The following is an 18,671-nucleotide window of genomic DNA, read 5'->3' on the forward strand; positions in this document are numbered from 1 at the left end:
CATACTGGGCAGATAAGCTTGGTCTTGTTGCACTTGGACATTGAAACCGCCCGCAATAGAATAAGCCGGATCTGGCCAGTATTAGGCCATACTCCCCAGAAATCTATTGCAGCGGCGCCAACACCGCATGCATCGGAAAATGCACCGAAAACACGCTGCCCTGGCCCGGTTGCGATGCAATCCCGAGCGTCGCACCATGCCGCAACAACACATGCTTGACGATCGCCAGCCCCAGCCCGGTACCCTGGGTCTCGCGTGAACGCCCCTTGTCGACGCGATAGAAGCGCTCGGTCAGCCGCGAAATATGTTCGGCGCTGATGCCGATGCCGGTATCCTGCACCACGAACTGCGGCCCCGACGCCCCCATCTCCCAGCGGATGTCGATACGCCCACCCGCCGGTGTGTAGCGCACCGCATTGAGCACCAGATTGGCGAAGCCGCTGCGCAGCTCTTCGGTGCCGCCCTTCAGGTCGGGCCCGTCGACCTGCAGCGATATCTGATGGCGGCCGGCCGACATCGCGCGCGCCTCCTGCAAAATCTGCTCCAGCAGCACGGGAATATTGACCCGTTCGGGGCGCAGCGGATAATCGATCGACTCCAGCCGGGTCAGCGTCAGCATGTCTTCAACCAGATTCTGCATGCGCTGACCCTGCTCGGTCATCAGCTTCAAATGCGACATCCGGACCGCCGGATCGAGATTGGGCTGGCTCGATGCAATTTCCAGAAACCCGTTGATCACGGTCAGCGGCGTGCGCAATTCATGGGACGCGTTGGCGATGAAGTCGCGCCGCATCATGTCGATCCGGTCCGATTCGGTCGCGTCGTGCGTGACCAGGATCTGGCGCCGGTTTTCGAACGGGATGATCTGCACGATCAGCTTGCGCTCCTTCAGCATCAGGGTCAGCGGCTGTTCGTAGCGTCCGAGGATGATGTAATCGATGAACGCGGGGCTGCGGATCAGATTGGTCACGCGCATGCCCTTGTCGCGCGCAAGCGTCATGCCCAGGTGTCTTTCCGCTTCCGGATTGCACCATTCCAGGAACAGCACGTCGTCCATGATCACCACGCCATCCGGCAACAGGCTCATGGCCTGGCGGAAGCGCGCCAGCCACTCGGTCAGTTCCGCCTTGTTCTTTTCATCGTCGCGCCGCAGCCGGTACAGGCGTGAAAAAACATCGGTCCACGCGCCCCAGCCGTCCGGCAATTTGACGCTACTGGGGTGATCGAGCCAGTCGCCCAGCCGGTACAGATAATGCAGTTGCAGCACCGTCATCCCACACATCACCAGCAATCCCAGGCCCAGGCTGATCACCGGCCCCAGGAAATACCAGGCAATCGCGGTACCGACGAACACGAAGACCAGCCGCAATGTGGCCGGCACCCAGAACAATAACTGTGGATTCATGCAAAACCTTTGATCAAAAGCGGCTCGTGGCTGCGTACAGAAGCGCAATCGTACGCAGATACGGTGCGCATCGCAAACGCGAGATCGAATTGCGCAGAACTTAAAGGCACCTCTATTAATTCAAAATCCGTGTCATTCCAGCGGACGCTGGAATCCAGGGTCTTTCGCCGCGCACCGTTAGCGCTCGATATGAGCAAAAAGCCCGCCGTTTTAAAGCTAAACGAAGGGCAAGATGCGTCTTGGGCAACATAAGGTGCGAGGACTCCCCGCACGGGTCCCAGCGTGGCCACAGGCCAGTTTATCCTGAGTTCGCCGAAGAGCAGGGACGACAATCCGATGAATAGCGATGCCCTTAAGCTGCTCCCCGAGATTTATTTTTCCGACAGCATATAGCCGACGCTGCGCACGGTCTTGATCAGGTATTCCGCTTCCTTCAGCGCCTTGCGCAGGCGCAGTACATGGACGTCGACGGTGCGTTCTTCGATCACGACGTGATCGCCCCATACTTTATCCAATAACTGACTTCTGGAGAATACCCGGTCCGGATGCGCCAGGAAAAATTTGAGCAGCTTGAATTCGGCATGACCGATATCGATTTTCTGATCTTCCATCCGCACCGAACAGCTGACCGGATCGAGCGTGATCGCACCGGCACTCATCACGCTCTGCGCGTGTTCCGGACTCTTCCGGCGTAACAAGGCCTTGATGCGCGCAGTCAGTTCGCGCGGCGAAAACGGCTTGGTCACATAATCGTCGGCGCCCTGATCGAGCCCGGCGATCTTGTCTTCTTCCATGCTTTTCGCGGTCAGCATGATCACCGGGATCTCGTTGAACTGGCGGTCCGAGCGGATCCGCGACAGTAACCGCAAACCGGTCTGGTCCGGCAGCATCCAGTCCAGCAGGATCAGGTGCGGCGTGCGCCGCTGCAGAAAATCCCAGGCATCGGCGACGCTGCTGACCGGGTAGGTGGCCCAGCCGGCCTCGCGTAAAGTAAAGGTCACCAGCTCGGCGATAGCAGGTTCGTCTTCAACAATCAGGATCATGGTTTTATCGGCGGCCATGGGCTTGCGCTAAGGCTGCTGGTCTTGCTTGCTGCCGGCATACGGATTGGCGTGCCGGATATCCTTGCCTTCGACGATAAAAATTACGTATTCGGCAATGTTCTTCGCGTGGTCGCCGATCCGTTCGATCGCCTTGGCCACCCACATGGTGTCGAGCGATGCCGAGATCGTGCGCGGGTCTTCCATCATGAAGGTGATCAGGTTGCGCATGATGGACCCGAACTCGTGGTCGATCAGCTCATCCTGCGCGATCACCTTGACCGCCTGCTCTGCATCGAGCCGGGCGAATGCGTCCAGTGCGTCGTGCAGCATGGTGCTGGCGCTGCCGGCAATCACGCGGACCGTGTCGTAATGGCTGACAATGCCCGCATTGCGGGTGTACAGATTTCTGGCGCTGCGTGCGATTTTGGCCGCTTCGTCGCCAATCCGCTCGAGGTCGGTGATGACCTTGGTCGTTGCCATCACCGTGCGCAGGTCGTTGGCAGCCGGCTGCCGCTTCACGATCAGATGGCTGCAGGCATCGTCCAGTGCGATTTCAAGCCGGTTGACGTTCTCGTCCGCCTTCATCACCAGCTCGGCCTGTTCGATATTGCCGCTGCGAAAACAGGTCATCGCATCTGTGAACTGGGTTTCGACCATGCCGCCCATGAGCAGCACCTTGGAGCGTATAGTCTCCAGGTCCGTGTCATATTGTTTGGATAAATGCTCGCCGATCATCGTGATTCTCCGTCCTGATTCGTCTATGGGTATTTTTATGCGGCTTGCATGCCGCCGCGCCATCCGGCATCAGCCGAAGCGGCCGGTAATATAATCCTGGGTTTCCTTCTTCGCCGGATTCATGAAGATCTGGTCGGTCTCGCCGAACTCGACCAGTTCGCCCAGGTACATATAAGCGGTGTAGTCGGAGCAGCGCGCCGCCTGCTGCATGTTATGGGTCACGATCGTGATCGTGTAATCCTCTTTCAGTTCGCTGATCAGCTCTTCGATCTTGGCGGTTGAAATCGGATCCAGTGCCGAGGTCGGCTCGTCCAACAGCAGCACGTCCGGTTTGACCGCGACGCCGCGCGCGATGCACAGGCGCTGCTGCTGACCGCCGGACAGGCTGAGGCCACTCTTGTTCAATTTGTCCTTGACCTCGCCCCACAACGCGGCTTTCTTCAGCGCCCATTCGACCCGCTCGTCCATCTCGCCCTTCGACAGGTTTTCGTACAAGCGCACGCCGAATGCGATGTTGTCGTAGACCGACATCGGAAACGGCGTCGGCTTCTGGAACACCATGCCGACCTTGGCGCGCAGCATGTTCAGGTCCTGCCCCGGGTCCAGGATATTGCGGCCCTGATACATGATCTTGCCTTCGGCCCGTTGGCCCGGATACAAGTCGTACATCCGGTTCAGCGTGCGCAGCAAGGTCGATTTTCCGCAACCGGAGGGACCGATGAAGGCGGTGACCTTCTTGTCATGGATATCGAGATTGATGTTGTTCAGGCTTTGAGTCTGACCATAGAAAAAAAACAGCTCCGAAATCTCGATGGTTGCTTTCTGCCGGACATCCATTGCCGTATCCTCGGTAATCTGCGGTAGGAGACTATACATATCGTTCGCTTGTAAAGGTTAAGCCGGCTGTTTCTGGCGAAGCAGAATGCGGGACAGGATATTCAGGCCCAGCACGCTGAACGTCACCAGCAGCGCCCCGCCCCAGGCCAGCGCACGCCAGTTGTCATACGGGCTCATCGCAAACTGGTAGATCACGACCGGCAGATTGGCCAGCGGCGCGTTCATGTTGGCGCTGAAGAACTGGTTGTTCAGCGCAGTAAACAATAGCGGCGCGGTCTCGCCGGAAATACGTGCCAGCGCCAGCAGCGCACCGGTCAGCACGCCCGCCTTCACCGCGCGCAGGCGGACCAGGGTCGCGACCTTCCAGCGCGGCGCGCCGAGCGCAAATGCGGCTTCCAGCAAACTGTTTGGCACCAGTTTCAGCATATTGTCGGTCGTGCGCACCACCACAGGTATGGCGATCAGCGAGATCGCAAACGTGCCCGCCCAACCGGAAAAATGCTTGACGTTGGCGACGTACAACGCATAGATGAACAAGCCGATCACGATCGAAGGTGCCGACAGCATGATGTCGGTAACGAAACGCGTGACTTGCGCGAACCAGTTCTTTTCGCCGTATTCGGCCAGATAGATCCCGGCCAGGATACCGATCGGGGTACTGATCAGGGTCGCCGCACCAACCAGCATCAGGCTACCGACGATGGCATTGAGCAAGCCGCCGCCATCGCTGCCGGGGGCCGGCGTGGTTTGCGTGAACATCGCCAGGTTGATTGCACCGACGCCCTTGACGACCAGCGTCAGCAGGATCCACATCAGAAAAAACAGGCCGACCGACATGGCGGCGAACGACAGCGCGATACCGATCCGGTGCTTCCACAAGCGCATCCGGTAGACCGGGTTGGCGGCAGCCGACAGCAAAGCAGGATTAATCATTTTGTGCCCTCCTTGCGGGTCATTCCCATTAGCATCAGCTTGGCGGCAGCCAGCACGATGAAGGTGATGGCGAACAGGATCAGGCCGAGCGCGAACAAGGACGATACGTGCAGCCTGGATTCCGCTTCGGCAAATTCATTGGCCAGGGTCGACGCGATACTGTTGCCAGCAGAGAACAGCGACCACGACAATTTATTCGCATTGCCGATCACGAAGGTGACTGCCATGGTTTCGCCCAGCGCGCGGCCGAGGCCCAGCATCACGCCGCCGACCACGCCTGTCTTGGTGTACGGCAGCACTACCTTGCGCACCACTTCCCACTTGGTGCAGCCGAGGCCATAGGCCGATTCCTTCAGCACCGGCGGCACCACTTCAAACACGTCGCGCATTACAGAGGCGATGAACGGAATGATCATCACCGCCAGGATCAGTCCGGCGGCCAGAATGCCGATCCCCATCATCGGGCCCTGAAACAGCTTGCCGATCAGCGGCAACTGTCCCAGCGACTGCTTTAACGCCGGCTGCACATAGTCGGCAAAGATGGGGGCAAACACGAACAGCCCCCACATGCCGTAAATAATGCTGGGCACGCCGGCCAATAATTCGACCGCCGTGCCCATCGGGCGGCGCAGCCAGGTCGGACAAATTTCGGTCAGGAACAAGGCGATGCCGAAGCTGATCGGGAACGCGATCAGTAGCGCGATCAGCGAGGTGGACAAGGTACCGACAATCGCGATCAATGCGCCGTACTTGTCGTTGACCGGATCCCATTCCTCGGTCGTGATGAAGCCCAGCCCGAATTCGTGAAATGCAGGCCAGGCGCCGATAATCAGCGAAATGATGATGCCCGCCAGCACCAGCAGCACGCTCAGCGCAAATACCAGCGTGACTTTATGAAAAATGAAATCCTGCAGCCGCTGCTTGCGCATCGTCGCTGCCATTGCCTTGCTCGCCATGGCGGCCTCATTACTTTGCATGGCCTGGGCTGGCGGCATAAGGACTGAAGTGGGATTGACGCTCATGGTTTGCCATCTCCTAGAAACGGCAGTTGACCGCTTGTTAGCTTCAATAAGCTTATGAATTGATTGAAATTTCTCATGGCGAAAACATTTACCGTTTAGCTGAGAGCGCTACAGGCACGATTGCACGCTTTTCTGGCTCTCTGGCGTTTTCGGTGCTCCAGTGGAGCACCCTTCTCCTTGCAGAATGCAGTCTGCAGCGTCGTCGCGCCTAGCCAGACAGCCAGAAAAGCGCACACTCGCACCTGTCCAACTACCGTCGCTAGGATCATCGAGATAGGCCGCATCCCTGATGGAATGCGGCCTTTATTGCCATAATTACATCAAAATGATGCTTACCAGATTGCCTTGCCGGAAGCGTCTTTCAATTGCGTTTTCCAGCCTTCCTGCACCAGCTTGACGACCGCCGGCGGAATCGCGACATAGTCCAGTTCGCTCGCCGAGGCACCGCCATTCTTGTAGGACCAGTCAAAGAACTTCAATACTTCCTTGGCCTTGGCTGCATCGGCCTGCGCCTTGTGCATCAGGATGAATGATGCACCAGTAATCGGCCAGCTGCTCTTGCCTGCCTGGTCGGTCAGCACCACGCCAAAACCAGGGGTCTTGGCCCAGTCGGCCCCGGCTGCAGCCGCCTTGAAGGTGTCATCGTCAGCCTTGACGAACTGACCGTCGTGGTTCTTGAGTTGGGCGTCGGCCATCTTGTTCTTCTTGGCATAGGCGTACTCGACATAACCGATCGAACCCTTGATCCGCTGCACGTTGGCGGCAACGCCTTCGTTACCCTTGCCGCCGACGCCGACCGCCCATTTGACCGCGGTGCCGGCACCGATCTTGGTCTTGAATTCAGGGCTGGATTTGGACAGGAAATCAGTGAACAGGAAGGAGGTGCCGGAGCCGTCGGCGCGGTGTACCACGGTGATGTCGTCCGCCGGCAACTTGACGCCAGGATTGAGGGCGGCAATTTCCGCGGCATTCCATTTGGTGATCTTGCCCAGATAGATATCGGCAACCAGTTGACCGGTCAATTTCAATTGGCCGGCGGCGACACCGTCCAGGTTGACAACCGGCACTACGCCGCCCATGATGGCCGGGAACTGCATCAGTCCTTCGGCATCGAGTTCTTCCGCTTTCAAGGGCATGTCCGATGCGCCGAAATCGACGGTCTTGGCCTTGATCTGTTTGATACCGCCGCCGGAACCGATCGACTGATAGTTCAGGCCGTTGCCGGTGGCAGCCTTATAGGCCTCAGCCCATTTTGCATAAATCGGGTAAGGAAAAGTAGCGCCCGCCCCCGTCATGTCAGCCGCGATGGCCGGCGTCACAGAAAACGCGATGACGGTAGTTGCCGTGAGTATTGCAGATTTGAGTACCGCAGATTTAATCAATGAATTCATTCGCATATCAGCTCCTTGGGTTAAGACAGATTTGACAGTGCGGACTCTACTCATCAAATATGACAAGTTTATGACGATCTGGTTTTTTGTAAAAATATACTGAAAATCTGGCCGGTACTTGTCATTAACTTGTCACATTGGCTAATTACACTCGGGACGATGATCAAGTGGCCAGACTGAAAAAGATGAAACCGGACAATATGATGGCCGCCGCCGGACGCATTGCCCGGCCTGGAATCTACCTCGACCGCGAATTGTCGATGTTGAGCTTTAACCGGCGCGTACTGACGCAGGCCGAAGACAAAAGCATACCGCTGCTGGAACGTCTGCGTTATTTATGTATCGTCAGCAATAATCTGGATGAATTTTTTGAAGTGCGCGTCGCCAGCCTGCTGGCACAAGCCAGCATCGACGGCGATCTGAGTGAAAGTCCGGCGTTGGTGGCCACACTGGAACGCATTAGCGCCGAATGCCATGATCTGGTCGCACATCAATATGCGATCCTCAATACCGAGGTACTGCCGCAATTGTCGGTCAAGGGCGTGCATCTGCTGCGCCACACTGAGCGCAACGCGGCCCAGCGCGCCTGGGTCAAGAGCTATTTCGACAGCCAGGTGCGGCCCCTGCTGACACCGATCGGCCTCGATCCGGCCCACCCTTTTCCGCAAGTCGTCAACAAGAGCCTGAATTTCATCATCTCGCTATCCGGCAAGGATGCGTTCGGGCGTGGCACCGCGATCGCGATCGTCAAGGCGCCGCGTGTACTGCCGCGCGTGATCCGGCTGCCTGACGAGCTGTCGAAAAACGGCGTAGCGTTCTGCCTGCTGTCGTCGATCATCCACGCGCATATCTCAGACTTGTTCACCGGCCGTGAAGTGATCGCGTATTCGCAATTTCGCCTGACGCGCGACAGCGATTTATGGGTCGATGAGGAAGAAGTCAAAAACCTGCGCCAGGCCTTGCAGGGCGAACTGCAAAGCCGCCAGTTCGGCGCCGCAGTACGACTCGAAGTGGCCAAGAATTGCCCGGAAGATCTGGCGCAGTTTCTGCTCAATCAGTTTGCACTCGACCGCAGCCGGCTGTACCCGGTCAATGGGCCGGTCAACATGGTGCGGCTGTCCGAGTTGATCGATCATGTGAAAACGCCTGCCCTGCGTTTCCCGCCGTTCGTGTCGGGTTCGCCGCCGAGGCTGGTCAACAACGACATCTTCGCGACCATCCAGAAACAGGACATACTATTGCATCATCCGTTCCAGTCGTTTCAGACGGTGGTCGATTTCATCCGCAGCGCGGCCAATGACCCCAACGTGGTCGCCATCAAGCAGACCATTTACCGCACCGGCATGAGTTCCGACCTGATGGAGTCGCTGCTGACCGCGGCCCGACTCGGCAAGGAAGTGACCGTGATCGTGGAACTGAAGGCACGTTTCGATGAGGAAGCCAACATCAACTGGGCCGATCGGCTCGAACATGCAGGCGCGCAAGTAGTGTACGGCGTGGTGGGACTGAAGACGCACGCGAAACTGGCGCTGGTGATCCGGCGCGAAGAAGGGACGCTGCGTTACTACGCCCATCTCGGCACCGGCAACTACCATGCGACCACCACCAAGCTGTATACCGATTTCGGCCTGCTGACGGCGCATCCGAAGCTGACCGACGAGGTGAACGAAGTATTCATCCATCTGACGAGCCTGACCAAGCCAAAGAAACTGCAGCACCTGTGGCTGGCACCGTTCGCGTTGCATAACGAGCTGATCAAGGCGATCCGCAATGAGGCAAAGATTGCGCGTCTCGGCCGACCCGGCCGCATCGTGGCCAAGATGAATGCACTGGTGGACGAATCCGTGGTGCGTGCGCTGTACGCCGCCAGCCACGATGGCGTCAAGATCGAGCTGATCGTGCGTGGCGCCTGTTCGCTGAAACCGGGCGTTCCGGGGCTGTCGGAAAACATCCGGGTGCGCTCGATCATCGGTCGCTTCCTGGAGCACAGCCGTATCTATTATTTCCGCAACGATCTGGCGCACGACGTCTATCTGTCCAGCGCCGACTGGATGAACCGCAATCTGTTTCGGCGCATCGAAGTGGCATTTCCGGTGCTTGACAAGGCGCTGAAAAAGCGCGTGATCTCGGAGGGTCTGGACCCCTACCTGAAAGACAACAGCAATGCGTGGGAGCTGGAACCGGATGGCCAATACCTGCGCCGCACCGCGCGTGGCAAGCAGTCCCCGTACAGCGCGCAGCAGCATCTGATGCAGCAACTCGGGGCGCACATTACTGAAGACATTGGGTGACAACATGGAACTGATCTTGTGGCGGCATGCAGAAGCGGAAATTGGCGACCCCGAAGGAGCGCTGGATGAGGGGCGTCGTTTGACCGCGAAGGGCCACAAGCAGGCCGCCAGGATGGCCGAATGGCTGGCTGCCAACCTGCCCGAGCGTTGCAAAATCCTGGTCAGTCCGGCGACCCGCGCCGTCCAGACGGCGGAGGCATTAGGTCGCAAGTTCAAGATCCATCCCGATCTGGGGCCGATGGCCGGCGTCGTGCAGATCCTGACCGCCGCCAACTGGCCGCACGCCAAGGAACCGGTGCTGATCGTAGGCCATCAACCGACGCTGGGCCAAATCGCCGCAGCTCTGGTGGCCGGCGTCGAACAGAACTGGAGCATCCGCAAGGGGAACGTGTGGTGGATTGCGCAGAAGGACCGCGGTGACGACACCAGCAATTATCTGCGCGCGGTGATGGCGCCGGAGCTGATCAAGAAATGACGGGGAGCGACGCTGCTGCACCCGATCCCTGTGCCCGCGCCATGAGAAAATACATATACTCGTCACCCATAGTTACCATACCCGCTATATAACAAGCAGTATTATCATATACTCGTCGTATTTTAAGTAGATCGATGGTGGCGGGTCGACGTGAATCCCAGCTAATTCCCAGCTTAATTCCCAGCTTAAATCCCGACTACCTCCGGCAAGCCGTGTTCCTGCGGCGCACCTGCATGCCGCACCGGATGCAGGTGATGTAGAAATTGCCTGGTCGCGGCCTCCCATGAATACGCTAGCGCACACTGCCTGACTTCGACGCGATCGAGTGCCAATGCCTGTTGGCAGGCGCGTCCCAGATCGTCGTCCAGCATGCCGGAACGTCCCTGCGCGACGACATCGATTGGCCCCTCGACCGGGTAGGCTGCGACCGGCACGCCGCAGGCCATCGCTTCAATCAGCACCAACCCGAAGGTATCGGTGCGGCTGGGGAACACGAACACGTCGGCGCAGCTGTAATATGGCGCCAACTCGTTGTTCGGTTTGGCCCCCAGAAAATGCACGGCAGGATAGCGCTGTTCAAGGGCCTCGCGCAGCGGGCCGTCGCCGATTACCCACTTACTGCCTGGCACATCGAGTTGCAAGAACGCGTCGACATTTTTTTCCACCGCCAGGCGCCCGACATACAAATGCAGTGGTCGCTCGATGCACGACTGCTCGCGCTCGCGCGGCGCGAAATGGGTGGTATCGACGCCGCGCCCCCACAGGCTGAGGTTGGTGAAACCGCGTTGCTGCAATGCATCCTGCATCCGCGGCGTAGCCACCATCACGGCCTTCGACGGGCCGTGAAACCAGCGCAACCAGCAATAACTGAGCGCCAGCGGTATCCTGCTGCGGGAGCGCAGATATTCCGGGAACCGGGTGTGATAGGCGCTAGTGAAATGCAAACCGCGATTCAGGCAATAACGGCGGGCCGCCAATCCCATCGGCCCTTCGGTTGCGATATGGATGCAGTCCGGTACAAACCCGTCCAGACTGGCTGCGACCTTGGCATAGGGCTGATAAGCCAGCCGAATCTCAGGATAGGTGGGACAGGCGAAGGTACGGCAGTTGTCGGGCGTGACCAGCAGCACGTCATGGCCGAGCTCCAGCAGGCTGTGCCGAGTGTTCTTGATGGTGTTGACGACGCCATTGACCTGCGGCTCCCAGGCATCGCTTACGATGGCGATACGCATAATTCACTCTCCTTCGCGCTTGAATGCGGTGTGCCGTGCCTGCGCTGCTCCTGCATAGTTCCCTGCATCGTTCTCTGCATGATTTCCTGCCAGCTCACCAGCCGCAATTCGCCGGAGGCTTCCTCGACCAGTGCGGTCAGGCTTTCCACCCAATCGCCATCGTTGCAATAAGTGATGCCATCGATGCTGCGGATTTCCGGTTTGTGGATATGGCCGCAGACGACGCCGTCCAGTCCCTTCTTGCGTGCTTCCGCGGCTAGCGCATCCTCGAACGACGAGATATAGTTGACGGCGTTCTTGACCTTCAGTTTCAGGTACTGCGACAGCGACCAGTACGGCAGCCCGGCGCGGGCGCGCCAGTTGTTGAAGACCTGGTTGAATTTCAGAATCATCGTATACAGGCTATCGCCGACATAGGCCAGCCACTTGGCACAGGCGATCACGCCATCGAAGCGGTCGCCATGCAGCACCAGCAGCCGCTTGCCCTGTGCGGTGGTGTGCACCAGCTCATCGCGGATACGGATACCGCCGAAATTGAGATTGATGAACTGGCGCATCATTTCATCGTGATTGCCGGGGATGAAGATCACCTCGGTGCCCTTCTTCGCTTTCTTCAACACCGTCTGCACCACGTTGTTGTGGTTCTGATCCCAATACCAGCGACGCCGCAGTTGCCAGCCGTCGATGATGTCGCCGATCAGGTAGAGCGTATCGGATTCGGTTGCGCGCAAAAATTCCAATACGCGGCCGGCCTGACAACCGGTGGTGCCCAGATGCAGATCCGAAATCCAGATGGTTCTGAAGCGGTTCGGCTCTGATGACAATTTGCGCTTGGGTTCCTGCGGAGCATCCTGCTCCGCATCCTGTTTCAATTTCTGATGGATGAGCGCATCAATATCGAAAAAACCGGGATCGAAAAAACCCTCGCGCGATTTCACTTGCCGCCCTCTTCGGTACCGTAGTGGCGGGCATAGCGTTGATCGAGATTGGAGAGCCGCAGAATCAGGAATAAGTCCGCGCTATGAAATTGGGGATCCCAGGCCGGTGCGCCGCAGATCCAGCCGCCGGAGCGCAGATAGCCCTTGATCAGCGGCGGGATTTGCGGCTTGATATCGGAACTCAGTTCCTGAATCGGGAACGGCAAATGCGGCGTGACGCCGTATTCCGCCGCTGCCATGTATGTTTTCGACATTTCGTTGTACACCGCCGCGGCGTTGTGACCGCCATCGGCCAGGCTCATGCTGGCGCAGCCGATCAGGTAGTCGCACCGTTCGCGCTGCATATAGGCCGCCAGCCCGGACCACAGCAGCATGATCACGCTGCCGCTGCGATAATTCGGGTGGATGCATGCGCGCCCGGCTTCGACCATGCGGTCGCGCAGATTGTCGAGCCGGCTCAGGTCGAACTCGCTCTCCGAATAGAAACGCCCGATCCGGCGCGCGGCGCTCGCGCTCAGCAGCCGGTAGGTACCGACCACCTTGAGCGTTTGGCTATCGCGCACAATCAGGTGGTCGCAATAATCGTCAAACTCGTCCTGATCGAGGCGGTCCTCGTTGGCCAGCGCCGACAGGCCCATGCCGTCGACGAAGACCTTGTAGCGCAGGCGCTGTACTTCGCGCAATTCCTTCGGCGTGGTCGCCAGACTCAAGACCAGCTTGGCAGCGCTCGTGGTGGATTCAGTAGAAGTGATTGGCAGTTGCATGCTTCATCCTCGTGATGGTGACGGATCAAGCGTAGCGCCCTATTACTTCAGCAAAATGACAGTTTCATGTCTGTTTGATGACATGACCACAATCGGCGTCAGAATAGAAAAAGCCGGGAAATTCCCGGCCGCTTCAGGGCAAGTCACCCACCCAGTTCACACTTTCTTCGGTCGTCCAGACTTCAGCTTGGGCAAGCTGCGCAGGATTTCTTCCAGTCTGGCCGGATCCAGCTCGCGAATCAAAGCAACGCCGATCCGCAATAATTCACTTTTCTTGATCTCGATGCTGGCCTTGATACAGGCCCGTTTCACTTGACCCAATACTTCATATTCGGCTTCCGGCATCGTGAAGCTGTCACGGACCAGTTTCGTTTTTTTGACTTTGTCTTTGACTTTTTCTGTCATCGGCGCGGTTTTCTTCTTCAGCCCCTGTGTGGGCGACGGCTTAATGATTTTTTTGGCGAGTGCTCTCATTGCCGGCTCGGCGGCGGCTTGCGATGCAAGGACCGGCACGCTGGTCGTCACAGCGTTGACGGCCGGGGCTGGGGCTGGTTTCACCTTCGCGACGGCGGCTCTTGGTTTTGGACTGACCTGTGTAACCGGCTTGGCAGCGCGTCTGCCTGGTGGTTTTTTTGGGTTGGTTACCACGTTTTATTCCTCGTTTTTAAATGGTATAAACAATATATACAATTTATTTGTCGTTGCAAACAATATCGCGCGGCATCGCCAATCGATGACAATTCATTAATTTTTTGCATTGAAACAGGCAAATTTCAAGGATTTCTTGGGTTTACCGCCCCCTTCTGCTTCAATTCTCGCCACATTTCCGCCCAATTCATAATCTCGTCACAATTTAAAGAGAAAATCGCGGCAAATTTTATTGCAACGCATCGCCACGCAGTTTGGCAGCGAATGCATCGATGAAACCGGCGCTGCCATCGTGCCCGTCAACCGCGAAAGCCTCCTATGCTCAACACCCGAATCATCCTTTCTACCCTGTTCATTCTGGCGATGTCGGTCGGCGTTGGCGCCGCTGAAATTACCGGCGCCGGCTCTTCTGCCGCCAAGCCAATCTATACTAAATGGGCTGAGGTCTACAGCCAGAGCAGCGGCGTCAGGCTCAACTACCAGCCGATCGGCTCGTCCGGCGGCATCAAGCAGATCAAGGCGCAAGCGGTCGATTTCGGCGCCAGCGATGTCGCGATGTCGGCGGAAGAACTGAAAAAAGAAAAACTGATCAATTTTCCGAGTGCAATTTCGGGTGTGGTGCCGGTAATTAACGTCCCCGGCATCAAGGCCGGCGAGCTAATGCTGAGCGGAGAAATTCTGGCCGATATTTTTGCCGGCAAGATCAGCTACTGGAATGACCCGGCGATTGCCGCGCTTAACCGCGGCTTGGCGCTGCCCAAGACTGCCATCGTGACCGTGGTGCGGCAGGACGGATCGGGTACCACGTATAACTTCACCGACTATCTGAGCAAGATCAGCCCGAGCTGGAAAGAAAAATTCGGCAAAAACTTCACCATCCAATGGCACGAACACGCGCTGCCGGCCAAGGGCAGTTCCGGCATCGTGACGGCGGTCAAGCAAACCAGCGGCGCGATCGGCTACGTCGACTATAACTATGCCGTGCAGGAACGTCTGAACTATGTGCAGGTGAAGAACCGTGACGGCAAATTTGTGGCGCCGACTGCCGCATCATTTTCCGCAGCACTGAACAATAGCGACTGGCTGAAAAAAGCCGCCTTCGAAGAAATGCTGACCGACAAGGCGGGCGCGAATAGCTGGCCGATCACGATGGGTACCTTCATCATCATCCCACGGACCGCACAACATCCGGAAAGCACCATCGCCGCGATGAAATTTTTTTGCTGGGGCTTCATGCAGGGCGACCATCTGGTGGCGGGCATGGACTTCGTGCGCTTGCCGGATAAGGTGCAGGCCAGGATTTTCAAGGAGATGACCGAGGTCACCGACGCCAAAGGCAAGCCGCTGCAGTGGTCGCCGATGTAACGCTGAGTTTGCCGTTCGTCATTTTTAGTAAAACGCGGGTGGATTTGACCGCCGATTCAGCCCAGTTCAAGCAACACGGGTTGGTGGTCGGATGCATCGCTGGCGCAATCTACCTGTAAATCCCGCACGCGGGGTGCCAAATCCTCGCTGACGAACACGAAGTCGAAGGTGAACGGTGGCCCGGGCCATTGCACCTTGTCATACAGGCCGACCGTTGGCACATGCGGCTGACCGGGATGGACGATTTCCCATGCGTCACAATATGGTGGCGTCGCTTCGTCTATCGGAGCGCACAAGCGCGTTCGTTCCAACGCTTCTGGGCAGAAGTTGCAGTCGCCGGTCAGGATCGCTGCCGCAGCGCGCTGCAGGCTGCAAAAAGCACCATCGGACGCGTCGCCGGGACGTGCAGTGTGCGCTTGGGCAACGGCTTCCCGATGTAACTCGCGTAACCGCTCCACTTGGGCCGCCCGCTGCAGCGCGGAATAATATTCGAGATGGGTCGTGGTCACCCGCACCAGTCCCAGCGGCGTTTCGAGCGTCGCTTCGAGCGCGAGCCGCTGCATGCTCAAGACCCCGGGCTCGGCTGGCCACGGCAGTAGGTGACGGAACACCTGCAGGACCGGCAAGCGCGAAAAGATCATGTTGCCGAAGCTGCGTCGTCCACCCGAGGAGTGGGGAGTGTCCGTGGCCACGCCGGCGACAGCGGTATACCCGGGCAGGCGAGCGGTAAGGCCCTGGAATTGATCGCTGCCGTCGCAGCCGGCCAACTCGGGATAAGCGGCAGACACTTCCTGCAGGCACAGCACATCGAAATCCCCGAGTTGGCGAGCATGGGCAACGATTCGATCGAGGTCCACGCGGCCATCAGCGCCGCACCCCCATTGGATGTTCCAGGTGATAAGTTTCATGATGTGCAGCAAAGGTTGAGCCGTGACGTCGCGCGAATAGTGTTCACTGCAGGCCTAGGCGGCACCGCTTAGGTCGGGCGCTCTTTTCTTTATAGACGGCAAGAGCTGGAACTTCCAGCGCCAGGTCATCAGGTACGCTGCGTAATGTCGCCCACCGATTGGATGGACCGCAACTTCTTCCGTCGCATCGAGGTATGCTTCCCCGTGCTGGACCGGAGTCTGAAGAGGCGCGTCATTCTGGAGGGTCTGCAATCCTATTTGAAGGACAACAAGGACGCGCGGGAAATGGACTCCGACGGCAGCTACCGGCGTCGGCGCCACCGCGGCCGCGCTTATTTTGCCCAGAGCAAGCTGCTCGCCGCGCTGGCCTGATGCTGACTCAGTGCCCCTTGGCGAGCTTATCGTTTTTTGCCGCTTTCTCCACTGCATGGCGGCCGGTTTTTACGCTCTCCAGCGCAGTTGCCGCCGCCGTCAATCGTGCTATCGGCAGCGCTGCCAGCAAATGCAGGCCGATCCGCAGCAGCTCGCTCTTCTTCACGCTCACTCCGGCGGCCAGGCATCTGCTCTTGAGTTCGGCGAGCTTGCGGTAGTCCACCTCGGGCATGGTGAAGCTGTCGCGAATGACCTTGGCTTTCTTCGCGGGTATTTCCACGCCTGGTGCAATGGACTTGGCCGATGCGGCATCAATGGCGTCTCGCTTCAGCGTCGGGCTTGGCGCTATCGCCGTGGCCTTGGCGGGCTTTTGCGGCTTGGCTGCCACCGGCGCCTTGGCTGCTACTGACTTCTTCGAATGCGTTACGGGCGCGGCGCGGGTGGTTTTAGGTGTCGCTGCAGGCATGACAAACTCCCTATCTGACAAAAAATCAAAATCGACGTGATGCGATAAACGGCACGCCGCAATAAACAGAATATACTGTTTATACCATATACCATTTTTCAGTCCTTTGGTACAAACAGCTGCCCTGGCCGGCTTGGTTCCGCGAACAAAATTTCCGGTGTGGGTGATCATGGAAATCGAATTGAAGCTGTTGCTCGACCCAGCCGACGTTGCGGCCTTTCGCCGGCACCCGCTACTGAAGCAGCATGCGATCGCCAAGCCGCGCGTGCAACAGCTCTCCAGCATTTACTTCGACACGCCGGACCTCCATTTCAGGCGGCACGATGCTGCATTGCGGGTGCGCCAGGTGAACCGCGACTGGATTCAGACCCTGAAAGGCGGCGGGCAGGTTGCGGCGGGGTTACACCAGCGCCAGGAGTGGGAATCCCACGTGAACGGAGCGCACCCCGACTTGGCTGTGTTGAGCGATTTGGTCGGCCACGGCACAGGCTGGGCCAAGATATTGGCGACCCCGGCGCTAACCGACCGGCTGGTCCCGATCTTCACCACCAAGTTCCGGCGCACGGTTTGGCTATTGCGGTTGGCGCGCGGGGCCGAGGTCGAACTGGCGCTCGACCAAGGGGAAGTGCAGCACGGCGCGACCCGGGTGCCGATCAGTGAGGTCGAACTGGAACTCAAGTCCGGAGATCCCGGTGAGCTATTCGACCTCGCCTTGCAACTACAAAATGCGGTGCCGCTGCGCGTCGGCAACATCAGCAAGGCGGAGCGCGGCTATGCACTGTACGCGCCGCAGCCGCCGGCGGTGGTCAAGGCCGCGCGCCTCGAACTTTCCTCGAAATTAACGGTAGAGCAAGGATTTCAGATCATCGTCGGCAACTGCCTGACGCAAGTCCAGGGCAACGAGACCGGAGTCGCGCAAGGAAGCGACCCGGAAAGTGTGCACCAGATGCGAGTAGGCTTGCGTCGGCTGCGCTCGGCACTCGGGCTGTTCGCCCAAGTCGCGCCTTGCCCTGCCGCATTGCAGGCAGAGCTCAATTGGCTGGCAACCGAGTTGGGCGCAGCACGCGACTGGGAAGTATTTGCCGGCAGCACACTGACGGTAGTGGCCAGCGCCTGTCCCGACGAACCGGATTTGTCACAGCTGCAGCAGGCAGCGCTCGCGGTGGCCCAGGAGAACCGGCAACAGGCGGCCGCGGCCGTGGGCTCGGTGCGGTATGCCCATCTCCTGCTCTCCCTTGGTGGCTGGACCCAAGGGACGCGCTGGCGCGATCTGCTGGCAGACCCTGAGCGCGCGCTGGCGGCACCGCTCGCAGAGTTCGCCGCGCAGACGCTCACGCTGTGCCACGGCAAATTGAAGAAGCGTGGCAAACGGCTCCGGGACGGAACACCGCAGGTGCGCCATCGGGTGCGCATTGCGGCCAAGAAAGTTCGGTACGCCACTGAGTTCTTCCAGTCGCTGTATCCGGCCAAGTGGGCACGCCCCTTTGTCGAGGCGCTGACCACCCTGCAGGACGCGCTGGGCTGGCTCAATGACGCCGCGGTTGCACAGGGATTGTTGCGGCATCTTGCGCACAGCCACCCCGACGTGGCATACAGCGCTGGTTTCGTTCGAGGTTATCTCTCGGTTAGCACCGAACGGGACGTTCGCAAACTCGGCAAGCTCTGGCAGCAGTTCGCGCAGATGAATTGCAAATGGGACAAGACCATGGATCTGAGCTTGTGGCGTTCACGCCGATGCGGAAGAAGGGTCGCCTGAGCCCTGACTGACAGGGCGAACTTGGGCCAACTTCCAATGCCGTTAAGTTACGGTCGACTTCGGGGCCAGCGACGTGGCGATGTCGGCGGA

The 18,671-nt window shown here is 58.6% G+C and carries 19 protein-coding genes; 6 read left to right on the forward strand and 13 right to left on the reverse strand.

The annotated features are described in order from the left end of the window. Positions 1 to 103: 103 nt before the first annotated feature. The 7 genes from phoR to pstS (ACFOFO_RS13320) all read right to left on the reverse strand — a co-directional run bounded on the left by phoR (position 104) and on the right by pstS (ACFOFO_RS13320) (position 7,366). On the reverse strand, positions 104 to 1,405 hold the full coding sequence (gene phoR / locus ACFOFO_RS13290; protein WP_390331754.1) for a phosphate regulon sensor histidine kinase PhoR: 1,302 nt from the start codon (positions 1,403 to 1,405) through the stop codon (positions 104 to 106). Positions 1,406 to 1,776: 371 nt separating this feature from the next. Continuing rightward, positions 1,777 to 2,466: a response regulator gene (locus ACFOFO_RS13295; protein ID WP_390331755.1), complete on the reverse strand. Its 690-nt coding sequence runs from the start codon at positions 2,464 to 2,466 to the stop codon at positions 1,777 to 1,779. A 9-nt stretch (positions 2,467 to 2,475) separates the two neighbouring features. Next, positions 2,476 to 3,183, reverse strand: a complete 708-nt coding sequence (phoU, locus tag ACFOFO_RS13300) for a phosphate signaling complex protein PhoU (protein ID WP_390331756.1) — start codon at positions 3,181 to 3,183, stop codon at positions 2,476 to 2,478. 69 nt (positions 3,184 to 3,252) lie between these two features. Further along, positions 3,253 to 4,059 (reverse strand): phosphate ABC transporter ATP-binding protein PstB, encoded by an 807-nt coding sequence (gene pstB / locus ACFOFO_RS13305; protein ID WP_390323571.1) that lies wholly within the window; start codon positions 4,057 to 4,059, stop codon positions 3,253 to 3,255. A gap of 18 nt (positions 4,060 to 4,077) precedes the next feature. Then, positions 4,078 to 4,953, reverse strand: coding sequence for a phosphate ABC transporter permease PstA (gene pstA / locus ACFOFO_RS13310; RefSeq protein ID WP_390323568.1), 876 nt, complete (start codon positions 4,951 to 4,953; stop codon positions 4,078 to 4,080). Beyond that, positions 4,950 to 5,948: a phosphate ABC transporter permease subunit PstC gene (gene pstC / locus ACFOFO_RS13315; protein WP_390327996.1), complete on the reverse strand. Its 999-nt coding sequence runs from the start codon at positions 5,946 to 5,948 to the stop codon at positions 4,950 to 4,952. The genes pstA and pstC overlap by 4 nt, the downstream gene beginning before the upstream one ends. A 359-nt stretch (positions 5,949 to 6,307) precedes the next feature. Further along, positions 6,308 to 7,366 (reverse strand): phosphate ABC transporter substrate-binding protein PstS, encoded by a 1,059-nt coding sequence (gene pstS, locus ACFOFO_RS13320; RefSeq protein ID WP_390327994.1) that lies wholly within the window; start codon positions 7,364 to 7,366, stop codon positions 6,308 to 6,310. Positions 7,367 to 7,551: 185 nt separating this feature from the next. On the opposite strand from pstS (ACFOFO_RS13320), the gene ppk1 reads away from it, so the two are divergent. Both ppk1 and sixA read left to right on the forward strand, forming a co-directional pair. Next, entirely contained in the window at positions 7,552 to 9,657 is a 2,106-nt protein-coding gene (gene ppk1 / locus ACFOFO_RS13325) for a polyphosphate kinase 1 (protein WP_390331825.1), read from the forward strand. Positions 9,658 to 9,661: 4 nt separating this feature from the next. Next, complete coding sequence (gene sixA, locus ACFOFO_RS13330; RefSeq protein WP_390331757.1) at positions 9,662 to 10,132, forward strand: phosphohistidine phosphatase SixA; 471 nt, start codon at positions 9,662 to 9,664, stop codon at positions 10,130 to 10,132. A gap of 185 nt (positions 10,133 to 10,317) precedes the next feature. On the opposite strand, the gene ACFOFO_RS13335 is transcribed toward sixA, so the two are convergent. The 4 genes from ACFOFO_RS13335 to ACFOFO_RS13350 all read right to left on the reverse strand — a co-directional run bounded on the left by ACFOFO_RS13335 (position 10,318) and on the right by ACFOFO_RS13350 (position 13,471). After that, complete coding sequence (locus ACFOFO_RS13335) at positions 10,318 to 11,364, reverse strand: glycosyltransferase family 4 protein (RefSeq protein ID WP_390323566.1); 1,047 nt, start codon at positions 11,362 to 11,364, stop codon at positions 10,318 to 10,320. After that, positions 11,346 to 12,302 (reverse strand): UDP-2,3-diacylglucosamine diphosphatase, encoded by a 957-nt coding sequence (locus ACFOFO_RS13340; protein WP_390331759.1) that lies wholly within the window; start codon positions 12,300 to 12,302, stop codon positions 11,346 to 11,348. The genes ACFOFO_RS13335 and ACFOFO_RS13340 overlap by 19 nt, the downstream gene beginning before the upstream one ends. After that, entirely contained in the window at positions 12,299 to 13,066 is a 768-nt protein-coding gene (locus ACFOFO_RS13345; RefSeq protein ID WP_390323563.1) for a GNAT family N-acetyltransferase, read from the reverse strand. The genes ACFOFO_RS13340 and ACFOFO_RS13345 overlap by 4 nt, the downstream gene beginning before the upstream one ends. A gap of 156 nt (positions 13,067 to 13,222) precedes the next feature. Beyond that, positions 13,223 to 13,471 carry a hypothetical protein gene (locus tag ACFOFO_RS13350; protein WP_390323562.1) on the reverse strand — a complete coding sequence of 83 codons (249 nt, stop codon included), beginning with the start codon at positions 13,469 to 13,471 and terminating at the stop codon, positions 13,223 to 13,225. Here ACFOFO_RS13350 and ACFOFO_RS13355 point away from each other — a divergent pair. Both ACFOFO_RS13355 and pstS (ACFOFO_RS13360) read left to right on the forward strand, forming a co-directional pair. After that, the gene (locus ACFOFO_RS13355; RefSeq protein ID WP_390323560.1) at positions 13,455 to 13,814 is read left to right on the forward strand and encodes a hypothetical protein; all 360 of its coding nucleotides are present in this window, start codon (positions 13,455 to 13,457) and stop codon (positions 13,812 to 13,814) included. The two genes, ACFOFO_RS13350 and ACFOFO_RS13355, sit on opposite strands and share 17 nt — an antisense overlap. A 218-nt stretch (positions 13,815 to 14,032) precedes the next feature. Beyond that, a complete protein-coding gene (pstS, locus tag ACFOFO_RS13360) occupies positions 14,033 to 15,079 on the forward strand; it encodes a phosphate ABC transporter substrate-binding protein PstS (RefSeq protein WP_390323558.1) in 1,047 nt (348 codons plus the stop codon). A 56-nt stretch (positions 15,080 to 15,135) separates the two neighbouring features. On the opposite strand, the gene ACFOFO_RS13365 is transcribed toward pstS (ACFOFO_RS13360), so the two are convergent. Then, a complete protein-coding gene (locus tag ACFOFO_RS13365; protein ID WP_390331761.1) occupies positions 15,136 to 15,987 on the reverse strand; it encodes an endonuclease/exonuclease/phosphatase family protein in 852 nt (283 codons plus the stop codon). 144 nt (positions 15,988 to 16,131) lie between these two features. Between ACFOFO_RS13365 and ACFOFO_RS13370 the strand changes: the two genes are divergently transcribed. Beyond that, a complete protein-coding gene (locus tag ACFOFO_RS13370; RefSeq protein WP_390323557.1) occupies positions 16,132 to 16,359 on the forward strand; it encodes a hypothetical protein in 228 nt (75 codons plus the stop codon). Positions 16,360 to 16,366: 7 nt separating this feature from the next. On the opposite strand, the gene ACFOFO_RS13375 is transcribed toward ACFOFO_RS13370, so the two are convergent. Further along, the gene (locus ACFOFO_RS13375; RefSeq protein WP_390331762.1) at positions 16,367 to 16,996 is read right to left on the reverse strand and encodes a hypothetical protein; all 630 of its coding nucleotides are present in this window, start codon (positions 16,994 to 16,996) and stop codon (positions 16,367 to 16,369) included. Here ACFOFO_RS13375 and ACFOFO_RS13380 point away from each other — a divergent pair. Continuing rightward, positions 16,995 to 18,581, forward strand: a complete 1,587-nt coding sequence (locus ACFOFO_RS13380) for a CYTH and CHAD domain-containing protein (RefSeq protein ID WP_390323554.1) — start codon at positions 16,995 to 16,997, stop codon at positions 18,579 to 18,581. The two genes, ACFOFO_RS13375 and ACFOFO_RS13380, sit on opposite strands and share 2 nt — an antisense overlap. Positions 18,582 to 18,671: the final 90 nt, after the last annotated feature.

Source organism: Pseudundibacterium arcticum (assembly GCF_042646465.1).
GTDB classification, from domain to species: domain Bacteria; phylum Pseudomonadota; class Gammaproteobacteria; order Burkholderiales; family Burkholderiaceae_D; genus Undibacterium_A; species Undibacterium_A arcticum.

Coding starts and splice junctions, on each gene's coding strand:
- phoR (WP_390331754.1), bottom strand. CDS start 1,405: ATGAATCCACAGTTATTGTTCTGGGTGCCGGCCACATTGCGGCTGGTC.
- ACFOFO_RS13295 (WP_390331755.1), bottom strand. CDS start 2,466: ATGGCCGCCGATAAAACCATGATCCTGATTGTTGAAGACGAACCTGCT.
- phoU (WP_390331756.1), bottom strand. CDS start 3,183: ATGATCGGCGAGCATTTATCCAAACAATATGACACGGACCTGGAGACT.
- pstB (WP_390323571.1), bottom strand. CDS start 4,059: ATGTATAGTCTCCTACCGCAGATTACCGAGGATACGGCAATGGATGTC.
- pstA (WP_390323568.1), bottom strand. CDS start 4,953: ATGATTAATCCTGCTTTGCTGTCGGCTGCCGCCAACCCGGTCTACCGG.
- pstC (WP_390327996.1), bottom strand. CDS start 5,948: ATGCCGCCAGCCCAGGCCATGCAAAGTAATGAGGCCGCCATGGCGAGC.
- pstS (WP_390327994.1), bottom strand. CDS start 7,366: ATGAATTCATTGATTAAATCTGCGGTACTCAAATCTGCAATACTCACG.
- ppk1 (WP_390331825.1), top strand. CDS start 7,552: ATGAAACCGGACAATATGATGGCCGCCGCCGGACGCATTGCCCGGCCT.
- sixA (WP_390331757.1), top strand. CDS start 9,662: ATGGAACTGATCTTGTGGCGGCATGCAGAAGCGGAAATTGGCGACCCC.
- ACFOFO_RS13335 (WP_390323566.1), bottom strand. CDS start 11,364: ATGCGTATCGCCATCGTAAGCGATGCCTGGGAGCCGCAGGTCAATGGC.
- ACFOFO_RS13345 (WP_390323563.1), bottom strand. CDS start 13,066: ATGCAACTGCCAATCACTTCTACTGAATCCACCACGAGCGCTGCCAAG.
- ACFOFO_RS13350 (WP_390323562.1), bottom strand. CDS start 13,471: ATGACAGAAAAAGTCAAAGACAAAGTCAAAAAAACGAAACTGGTCCGT.
- pstS (WP_390323558.1), top strand. CDS start 14,033: ATGCTCAACACCCGAATCATCCTTTCTACCCTGTTCATTCTGGCGATG.
- ACFOFO_RS13365 (WP_390331761.1), bottom strand. CDS start 15,987: ATGAAACTTATCACCTGGAACATCCAATGGGGGTGCGGCGCTGATGGC.
- ACFOFO_RS13370 (WP_390323557.1), top strand. CDS start 16,132: ATGTCGCCCACCGATTGGATGGACCGCAACTTCTTCCGTCGCATCGAG.
- ACFOFO_RS13380 (WP_390323554.1), top strand. CDS start 16,995: ATGGAAATCGAATTGAAGCTGTTGCTCGACCCAGCCGACGTTGCGGCC.
- ACFOFO_RS13375 (WP_390331762.1), bottom strand. CDS start 16,996: ATGATCACCCACACCGGAAATTTTGTTCGCGGAACCAAGCCGGCCAGG.